The organism is Shewanella sp., from assembly GCF_013214165.1.
Taxonomy (GTDB): Bacteria; Pseudomonadota; Gammaproteobacteria; order Enterobacterales; family Shewanellaceae; genus Shewanella.
The window spans coordinates 1-9,909 of record NZ_JABSSM010000104.1 but is presented as its reverse complement, the minus strand read 5'-3'; the positions used below and the strand labels follow the sequence as shown (position 1 = coordinate 9,909).

Genomic DNA, 9,909 nt, shown 5'->3' with positions numbered 1-9,909 from the left:
CGGCGTGACTACTGATTGTTATTTGAACGATAAATAATTCAATGAGGAACTTCAAATTCTAGTTCATTAGCTGGCTTTACTAAGCAAAAAACACTGCGATATTTTGGCAGTGTGTTTTGCTTAGCAAAGTGATAAAACCGTTTGCATTTACTCAGTCTATGGCCACACCTTTTGATAAAAGGTGCTTTCTTAGTTGAGAATCCCACCAATCTAAGTCCACTGATTGTTGAAGATTATACCGTTGCTTTATCCAACTGATAAGAGCATCAATATTATGTGTGCTGTTATCATTTCCTAATAGGCAGATCAGCTCATTACCGGTTGGTGAGCAATACAAGCGGTGACATAAGTACTGCGCTAGGTTTTTAATCGTACTCGGCTTCATTATTTGACCCTCTTAGTTTTTGGTTTAAAAAACTCTCGAATGCACTGCCATCTCTACGTGTTAAGTTGGGTACATAGCGAGAGTAGACGGTGAATAGCATGTTTGTATTGGCATGCCCCATCTGCTTAGCTATCCACTCAGGGGATTCACCTGATGCTAACCAAGCAGTGTCTACTTATGTCCCAAAAACCCTTGATTGAATACCTTGATTCCTTAGCTGACCCACGTCTTGAGTCTAAGTGTTCCCATATCCTATCAGAAGTAGTGTTCATGGCTACATGCGCCATGCTGTGTGGATTTGACACATGGACTGAGATCACTCTGTTTGCCCGAGAGCGGGAAAAATGGTTCAAGAAATGGTTGTCTTTGCCTGGTGGTATTCCATCCCACGACACCTTTAACCGAGTGTTTGCCATTTTGCCTCCAGAAAGTCTCAAATCAATCTTCCAAGAGTGGGTTCAAGACATCATCGGCAATGAAAAGGTCACTGGCCAATTGGCGATTGATGGAAAGGCGCTTCGCGGTGCAGGCAAAGGACGTGGCAATAAAACGATCCACATGGTTAACGCTTGGTCTACTGATTTGGGAGTGTGTATCGGCCAACAAAAGATAGAGGATAAGTCGAATGAAATTACAGCGATCCCAAAGCTGCTCAAACTGCTGGAACTTGAGGGGTGCCTAGTCAGTATTGATGCAGCAGGCACACAGACCAAAATTGCTAGCATTATCCTTGAGAAAGACGGTGATTACCTGCTGGCGGTGAAGGACAATCAACCAAAATTGTGTAATGAAGCGAAACAGCTCTTTCAGGCTCACTGGGATAATACGCCAACGGATGAGTTAGGGGCTGCTTTCGATGAGCAGTTTGATAAGCTGCATGGCCGAAAGGAACGCCGACGTTGTTGGGTCATGCCCGTTGACGACAGTCTGCCACTTTGTCTGAAATGGAAAGCAAAAATCGTCATCGCGGTTCAAGCCGAACGAACTTTGAAGAACAAAACCAGTGATTATGTTCGCTATTATATAAGCAGCCGAGAACTTGAGGCTACCGCAGCACTAAAGGCAACGCGAATGCACTGGTCGGTAGAAAACCATCTGCATTGGATCTTAGATGTAGCATTTAAAGAAGATCAGCTCCAAGCCCGAGCAGGATTTGCGGGTGAAAATTTAGCGGTCATTCGACAATGGATATTAAACATGTTGAAGCAAAACAAATCACGATCGCTGAGCATGGCTAACAAGCGCAGACTCTGCTGTCTAAATGAGGAATATTTGTTCGAAAGCATGGGGTTGTTCAACAAGTAGACGTTGATGCGTTAGCCCTGGTTTCTTAAGTCGAATGAACTTTTTGTCGTTAGCGTGATCTGATCTTTCAAGATAGATACGCGGAAGCAAAAAATGGGAAAGTCTAGACATAAAATTAGGTTATATGCAAATATTGGAATTTAAAAGACTCGAATGAACATAGGCTACCCAAATATACACCTGAAACAAGCACCTTTGGGGCGAGTAAGAAAAACTAAATCACCGCCATGATTAATCATAATTTGCCTTGAAAGACTCAAACCAATACCAGACCCTTGCTGTTTGGTGGTGAAAAAAGGGACAAAAATCATCTCTCTCGCCTCTGACACAATACCCGCACCGTTGTCAGCTATTTCAATATAGAGCTGTTGAGCACTGTTTTGTGCAACGGTTAGTAAAATTCTACCTTGTTCAATCTCATTATCCCCCAGAATAACATGTTGGTTTATATTTAATCGTACCGCTTCAATAGCGTTTTTTACAAGATTAATAAGTACCTGTTCAATTTGGCCATTATCTAACATTACCAAATACTGACTTTGGATATCAATTGTTAAAGTAATATCAGAATCAGAAAACTGTTGTCGATGAAGTATTTGCATACGTTCTAAAATAGGTGCTATTTGAGTCGGTACTAAGTTAGGCAGAGGTAGGTTACTAATCTGCCTAAAACTAGCGATAAACTCACTTAAGTATTCGGTACGAGAAGCTAACGTATTAAGTGCTAAGGTTAAATCTTGTTTGCTTTCTTCATCGATAAAGTTCAGGTTTATTGGTATTAACCCCAGACATGTTTGTGCAAGAGAGGATAGTGGTGTAATGGTATTAGCAACTTCATGAGTGAGTACTTGGGTAAGTCTTTTATAGGCCTGCTGCTCTTTATTTATCAACAGTTCATGAATTGATTGTAAAGTGACAATCTTACATTCTTGTCCCAGAATTTCAGCAATACTGATTTGCAAGGTGAAGGTATCTTGCTGCTCTCCATGCAGCCATTGCACGGTACTATGCAAGTTTTTTTGTGCAGCCAAAATGATAGTGCCAATATGACAAAGCTCTTTGAGGTGACCTGCACTTTTTCCAAGTAACCTGGCAACTGCAGGATTAGACTCAATAATATTACCTTGAGCATCGCAAACAATAACAGCAAGGTCTACGTGTACCAATAAGGCTTTCAAAAAATCACTTTGTTGTTCGGCAATAAAACGTGCTGACTGCATTTGGTTCTTAACTCCCTTAAAATGCTCTCGCATTGGATGATGAGCACTAAATCCCAAGGTATGATCACCATTAGCCAGAGCTCTAATTACTTGTATCAGCTGTTGGTCTTGCCGCTTAAATAGTGTCAACAATGAAGCAATTAACGATATCGCTAAAACTAATAGCAATAACCAAGTCGCTGACATTCCAATCGTGGTATACACACGGGTCAGCAGCGTAATACAAGCCAGTAAGGCTATAATATTAATAAGAAATAATAACGAATGGCGATTATTTAAAAAGTTCATATCATACAATCCATTTAATTAAGTCGTAGGGGATTATCTGCTTAAAGATCATATTTCTCTAAACGACGGTACATAGCGCCTCGAGTCAAACCCAGCCCCTTTGCTGCTTGGCTAACATTCCCTTGATGATGTTTAAGGGCTGCACGTACGGTACGCTGCTCTAAAATTGCCAGATTAAAACTATCAGGATTAGTATTATCTACATTATAATTTTCATGAAAACAATTCGGCTCACCAATACCAAATTTCTCAGGCTTGCTGGGCACGTTTGCAACAATTACTGACCGAATATCTAATATGTCACTGTCACTGTCACTTAAAATAACGGCTCGCTCAATGACGTGAGCCAATTCACGTACATTACCTGGCCAAGAGTAATGGCAAAGCACAAGCATATCGTTGGGTTCCAAACTTAAAGTTCTTTTATATTTACGACTAAAATGCTCAAGATAATATTCGGCAAGTAAGGGGATATCGTCTACTCGTTCGCGTAATGGCGGCAAGCGTATTTCGACGGTATTAATGCGGTATAGTAGATCTTGTCTAAATCGGTTATCCGTTACAGCTTGAGATAGTTGTTCATTAGTGGCGCAAATGAGTCGTATATTCACACTTATCGGTTTAGTACCACCCACAGGAGTGATCTGACGATTTTGCAACGCGGCTAATAGTGTTGCTTGTTGACTAAGGGGTAAGTTACCCAGCTCATCTAAAAATAAACTGCCTTCATGGGCGAGCTCAAATCGACCAGTTCTATCGGTTTTCGCATCAGTAAATGCACCTTTCTTGTGACCAAACAATTCGCTTTCAAACAAACTCTGCGCAATAGAGCCCATGTCGAGGCTAATAAAAGCCTTATCTCGTCTATTGCTCGCTAAATGTATAGCATGTGCGGCTAACTCTTTACCGGTACCACTTTCACCTGTAATCAAAATATTAGCGTCGGTTTTCCCCGCTTTTTCAATAGTATCAAATACCTTTTTCATTGTTTGACTTTGCCCTAAAAATTCAAATTTTTGACCGCTAAGGGCATGATTTAATCCTTGGGTTTGCCGGGTAAGTTCTCCTATTTTTTGTTTATCTTTAGCATGAGAAAATGCGGCAGCAATAGCACGTAATAGCTGTTCATTTTTCCACGGTTTGGCAATAAAATCTGAAGCACCCGCTTTTATCGCGTCAACGGCTAATTGAATATCACCATAAGCTGTCATCAGTACCACAACCACTGAAGGGTACTGATCTATAATCTTTTTAAGCCAATAAAAACCTTCCTGACCACTTATAGCATCATGGTTAAAGTTCATATCCAGTAAGATCACTTCTATTTTCTGCTCGTTAAGAACCTTTTCGATGTCAAAAGGGTTATTAGTTGTTACGACGGTTTGATAATGTTGCTTAAGTAATAACTTTACAGCAATTAATATATCAGGATTATCATCAACAATTAAAATTGAGCCTGCTTGCTTCATTTTGATTATCCATTTACCACATTTTTATTAGTCTAACCTACATTCGATTAAGTCGTCCAGCCATAAAGTGTCCATAAATGGGCGCTTTGTTATATTTGAAGTGTTCTATAAGTGGACACCCTACCGCCGCTGAAAAAACAACAACCTTCCAAGCTGCTGTTTTATATAGCATTTATGTTTTGGCACAAGTCTTGTAATAACTCCTACTAATTAAGACAAATCAACCTAATCGTGAATTAGTAGGAATATACTCAATGGATAAAAAAATAAACCGCTCTCCACTACAAAAGTATTTAAAGTATGGTCTTTTAGGGGGAATGTTTTTTGGTGTAATTTCGGCAGCTTATAGTTTTAGCCAATCAAGTGCTGGCGGACGAAGCCAAAACTTGGCGATCAATAGCGTCACGATTAACGCGGTAAGCCAAGGTGTCTTTGTTGATGCATTGAGCTTGCGCGGCCAGGTATTACCAAAAACGACTATTTATCTTGATACGGTTGCTGGCGGCCAAGTTGAACAACGCTTAGTGGAGCAAGGTGAGTATGTAGAGAAAGGCCAGCCTTTAGTACGTTTGAGTAATACTACCTTGCAACTTGATGTTATGGGGCGTGAAGCTCAAGTCACTGAGCAACTTAATTTTTTACGTAATACGCAAATGAATATGGAAACTAACCGACTGAACTTACAACGCGACTTGTTAGAAATTGAGCTACAAATAACTCATTTAAAAAGACGTTTACAGCAATCAAAGTCCTTGGTTTCAACGGGGAGTTTAGCAAAGAGCTTACTCGAAGAGATAATCGACGAACTAAAATATTATGAAGCAAGAAAAGCACTGACCATAGAGCGACAGCAACAAGAAAATAGCATACGTAAGGTACAAGTTGAACAATTAGAAGATAGCGCAAAAATGTTAGAAAAAAATCTGCAATTTGCCCGTAATAACTTGGATAACTTACTGATTAAGGCGCCATCTACGGGTTATTTAAGTGAGTTTGATGTGGAAATTGGCGAGTCGAAAGAACGCGGAGCTCGCCTAGGGCAAATCGACATCCCTAACGAGTATAAACTCGTGGTTCGCCTCGATGAATTTTATCTAAATCAAGTGCACCGAGGTATGGCTGTCATGGTTGAATTGGAAAACAGACAGGTCAACGCCAAAGTCAGTAAAATTGATAGCCGAGTTACCCAATCACAATTTCAAATCGAGGTCGATTTACCTAAAGATATCGGCACCATTAAGCGAGGCCAAAGCATTAATATCGATTTGATGTTCAATGGCAATAAAGACAATGCCTTGTTGTTGGCACGTGGTGCATTTTTTTCTAGTACAGGTGGTAATTGGGTCTTCGTACTAGAGGAAAATAGTGATACAGCCATGCGTCGTGATATTCGTTTAGGTAAAAAAAACCAAGACTATTTCGAAGTGCTATCAGGTCTAGAACCAGGTGATCGAGTGATCACTTCAAGTTATGGCAACTTCGATAAAGCTCAACAATTACAATTAAACTAACTTGAAATAAAGTCAACTAAAGGAATTATAATGATTAACATAACTAATTTAAGCCGCGTTTTTCGCAGCCAAGATCTAGAAACAACGGCACTGAATAATATTAATTTAACCGTTAACGAGGGTGAGTTTGTTGCCATCATGGGACCTTCAGGCTGCGGTAAATCAACCCTATTATCTATATTGGGTATGCTGGACTCACCGACAAGCGGCAGTTTTGAATTTTCTGGCAATGACATTTCAGCATATAACGAGGTGAAATTAGCGGAGTTGCGTAAAGCTTCTATTGGTTTTGTTTTTCAAAGCTTTAATTTAATTGACGAGTTGAGCGTTTATGAAAATGTAGAGTTGCCACTTTTGTATCAAAAAATCAGCAAGAGTGAGCGTAAACAACGTGTCGAAACTATTTTAAAACGTGTTGGTATTGACCATAGATCTGGCCATTTACCTCAACAGCTTTCAGGGGGACAACAACAACGCGTTGCGGTTGCCCGTGCTTTAGTTATTAATCCTAAACTGATTTTGGCCGATGAACCGACTGGTAACTTAGATTCTAAAAATGGAGATGAAGTTATGGCGATGTTACGTGAACTAAATAAAGAAGGTACCACCGTAATTATGGTAACTCACTCAGAAAAAGAAGGTAATTATGCCGACCGTCTAGTGCGCTTGCTTGATGGTCAAATTATGTTAGATAAAGCCAATCAGGTCCTTAGACCTTCAGGCATAACAGCAGAGGTTGCTTAGCATGATAGTCAATTATTTAATCACTGCATTACGTTCTATAAGAAGAAACATTCAGCATTTTTTTCTTAATGTTGTTGGCTTAAGTATAGGTTTAGCAGCCGCTATTTTAATGGCGTTATTTTCTGAAAATGAACTATCTTACGATAAACAACATCCTACTTATGAGCGTATTTATCTAGCCCATTCAGATTTTACCCCTCTAGGCTTACAAGTCATTTCAAAAAGTGGTTTTGACGTGGCCAATAAATTAAAAAACAATAGCCAACTAGAAGCAACCTTTGGTCTTGGCGATATTGAAGGAACGGATCCTCAAATAAGTAATTTAGTTGAGGTTAATGGTAATTATCATCGCTTGAATGATTTATATGTTGCACCAACCAATATCCTCGATTTTATTCAATTAGAGATACTTGCGGGTGATATTACTGTGGCACTTAGTAAGCCTGGTCAATTAGTTATAAGTGAACGTGAAGCAAAACGTTTGTTTGGACGTACGGATGTTGTCGGTACCAGACTAAACCATGAAAATGGTCAGTACACTATTGGCGCAATTTTTAAAGACTTACCCGACAATACCCACTTTAAATTTGATAGTTTGACTCATATGCCGAGTAACTTTATAGAACGAGGCCAAGGTTATGTATATTACAAGTTATTTCCTGGTACTAATGTCGCTACTTTTAACGAACAACTCACTAAAGAACTTCATATATTTCAGCCTTGGATAGCTGACCCAAACGTGACATCAACGTTAATCAATATGCAAGACTTACACCTTGAGAGTAATGGCCCCTTTGTAATGAAGAAAGGCGGTTCGTTAATCATGTTACAAATATGCATTACTTTAAGTGTGGTATTGATTCTTATTGCTAGCATCAACTTTATTAACCTTAATATTGCCCAGTCGGCAAAGCGCGCTAAAGAAGTCGGTGTTCGTAAGGCATTAGGTGCGACTAGAAGTCAGCTAGTTATGCAATTTTTAACTGAATCTTTTTTGGTGGTAGCATTCGCTGGATTAATAGCATTTGTTTTGGTAGAACTTATCTTACCTCCATTTAATCAAATGATGGATAGACAACTAAGTTTGAGTTATGACTCTCTGTTCATGTTAATAACTGTAGTAGTAATATTTGCTATAGGCTTATTATCGGGTTTATATCCTGCGTTATTTATTGCTTCCTTTAGTGCTAAACGCGTGCTTAGTGGCGATTTGAATCGTGGTGGTACTGCTATATTTGTTCGGAAACTTACGTTATGTTTCCAAGGTGCATTATCTATCGGGTTGATAATAGCTACAGCTTCTTTATATCAGCAAATGCAGTTAATCGATAATCTAGATGTCGGTTATGAGAAGTCTTCAAGGCTGACTGTAAAGGAGTTACCCAGTGAGGCTTTATATAAAAATGGTCACAACAGCTTATTTACTAGGATTAAAAGATTACCTGGAGTTGAAAGCGTTACCGCTTCTAATACTGATCTAACTAATGATATGGAATTTGATTTTCAATTAACTTGGCCAAATGGCGAAGTAGTATCAGAGATGCAACCGACTGTTGTAACTAGCTATAACCCCGTTGAAACTTTAGGGCTTAAACTGCTTGCTGGGCGAGACTTTTCTCCACAGTTTAGGGGAGATTGGTATCATCGTGATGCACAAGACAACAGAAGTATTAGTGTTATTGTTAGTCGTCGCATGGTTGAATTAGCGGGTTATCAAGACCTAGAGTCAGTGATTGGTCTTACTTTGATAGAGCGAAGATACGATAATATGAAAGCCAAAATCGTTGGTGTGATAGAAAATGTTAAAATTGGCTCTGCACGACAACAAGTATTACCTATGTCGTTAAATTTAGGTTACGCCATCCACGGCACAAGTAATCTTGTTATTAAAGCTACAAATGTCAATATGGCATCGCTAAGCAAACAAGTACAGCAAATAATCACCGAAGAGTTACATTTAAGCGACGTAAACATAAGCTCAATTTCTGATGATTATGTTAACACCCATAAAAACGAACACAGAGCCTTAGAAATGGTCAGCATTTTTAGTTTATTGGCAATACTCCTCACCTGTTTAGGCACCTTTGGTTTAGCATCGTTTGCTACCCTGCGTCGTCAAAAAGAAGTCGCCATTCGTAAGGTGCTCGGCGCGACACGCTTAAGTATAGTGAACTTACTAGCCAAAGAATTCCTATTATTAGTGGTTGTAAGTATTGTTATCGCTTATCCACTAAGTTATTGGTTGATAGGTGACTGGTTAGCTAATTTTAATGAGCGTATCGAGCAAACTGTATGGGTTTACGTTCTAGCCGCAGTAATTATTATTGTGATTACTTGGCTTACTGTAGCAAGCCTTGCCTTTAAAGCAGCAAGTAATAGACCATCACTCATTTTACGTGATGAATAAGTACGAGGTAAATAATTAAGTTGGGACATAGTCATACTATTTAACTATTTTCTTACTGCCGCTCACATTTAGTAGGGAAAATAATATTTCCTGCTAAATAGTTGGTGCATGTTTCGGAGTAAACCGATCACTGATTCCGGGATTATCCGATCACCTGTTTCCGGTTGGTATTAGATATGACGTTCAGAGAAGATGAATCAAGGATCCGTAGAGGCAATGGAGCGCTAGCATTTAATGTGATGCGAAAAATAGCCTTGAATTTACTTAAACAAGATGAAACTAAATCAGCCAGCATCGCGCGTAAAAAGAAGATGGCAGCGCTAAATGATGATTACCGCTCAACCTTGCTAGAATCAGGGATTAAAATGCGTTAGCCCTGCTTCATACGTAGGATCTTAAGCTAAAACTAAATATCTATATGATTAGTCAGTATTATTTAATAAAACATGGAAATTGTGCTCATCTCATGATCAAATAGTAAGTGCGAACCACTAATCAAAAATGAGAGAGCACAAGATGAATTTTAACGCGATTCCTAAGCAACTGACAAGTGTTCTTAACTCATGCAACATCAATCAAT

Annotated in this window: 6 protein-coding genes and 2 pseudogenes; 5 read left to right on the top strand and 3 right to left on the bottom strand. The window is 39.2% G+C overall.

The genetic code is table 11. The features are described from left to right. Window positions 1-365 precede the first annotated feature (365 nt). Window positions 366-554, bottom strand: a pseudogene (locus HRU42_RS19025) (integrase); the annotation flags it as partial. A gap of 8 nt (window positions 555-562) precedes the next feature. Here HRU42_RS19025 and HRU42_RS19020 point away from each other — a divergent pair. After that, window positions 563-1,690, top strand: a complete 1,128-nt coding sequence (locus tag HRU42_RS19020; protein ID WP_295033429.1) for an ISAs1 family transposase — start codon at window positions 563-565, stop codon at window positions 1,688-1,690. A 164-nt stretch (window positions 1,691-1,854) separates the two neighbouring features. Here HRU42_RS19020 and HRU42_RS19015 read toward each other — a convergent pair whose 3' ends face one another. Further along, window positions 1,855-3,198, bottom strand: a complete 1,344-nt coding sequence (locus tag HRU42_RS19015) for an ATP-binding protein (RefSeq protein ID WP_295033427.1) — start codon at window positions 3,196-3,198, stop codon at window positions 1,855-1,857. 41 nt (window positions 3,199-3,239) lie between these two features. Then, window positions 3,240-4,667: a sigma-54 dependent transcriptional regulator gene (locus tag HRU42_RS19010; RefSeq protein WP_295033424.1), complete on the bottom strand. Its 1,428-nt coding sequence runs from the start codon at window positions 4,665-4,667 to the stop codon at window positions 3,240-3,242. 254 nt (window positions 4,668-4,921) lie between these two features. Between HRU42_RS19010 and HRU42_RS19005 the strand changes: the two genes are divergently transcribed. From HRU42_RS19005 to HRU42_RS18990, 4 genes and pseudogenes are all read left to right on the top strand, one after another. Beyond that, entirely contained in the window at window positions 4,922-6,178 is a 1,257-nt protein-coding gene (locus HRU42_RS19005) for an efflux RND transporter periplasmic adaptor subunit (protein ID WP_295033422.1), read from the top strand. 30 nt (window positions 6,179-6,208) lie between these two features. After that, window positions 6,209-6,922, top strand: a complete 714-nt coding sequence (locus HRU42_RS19000; protein ID WP_295033421.1) for an ABC transporter ATP-binding protein — start codon at window positions 6,209-6,211, stop codon at window positions 6,920-6,922. Between the two features lies 1 nt (window position 6,923). Continuing rightward, complete coding sequence (locus HRU42_RS18995; RefSeq protein WP_295033420.1) at window positions 6,924-9,329, top strand: FtsX-like permease family protein; 2,406 nt, start codon at window positions 6,924-6,926, stop codon at window positions 9,327-9,329. Window positions 9,330-9,496: 167 nt separating this feature from the next. Further along, window positions 9,497-9,703, top strand: a pseudogene (locus HRU42_RS18990) (transposase); the annotation flags it as partial. Window positions 9,704-9,909: the final 206 nt, after the last annotated feature.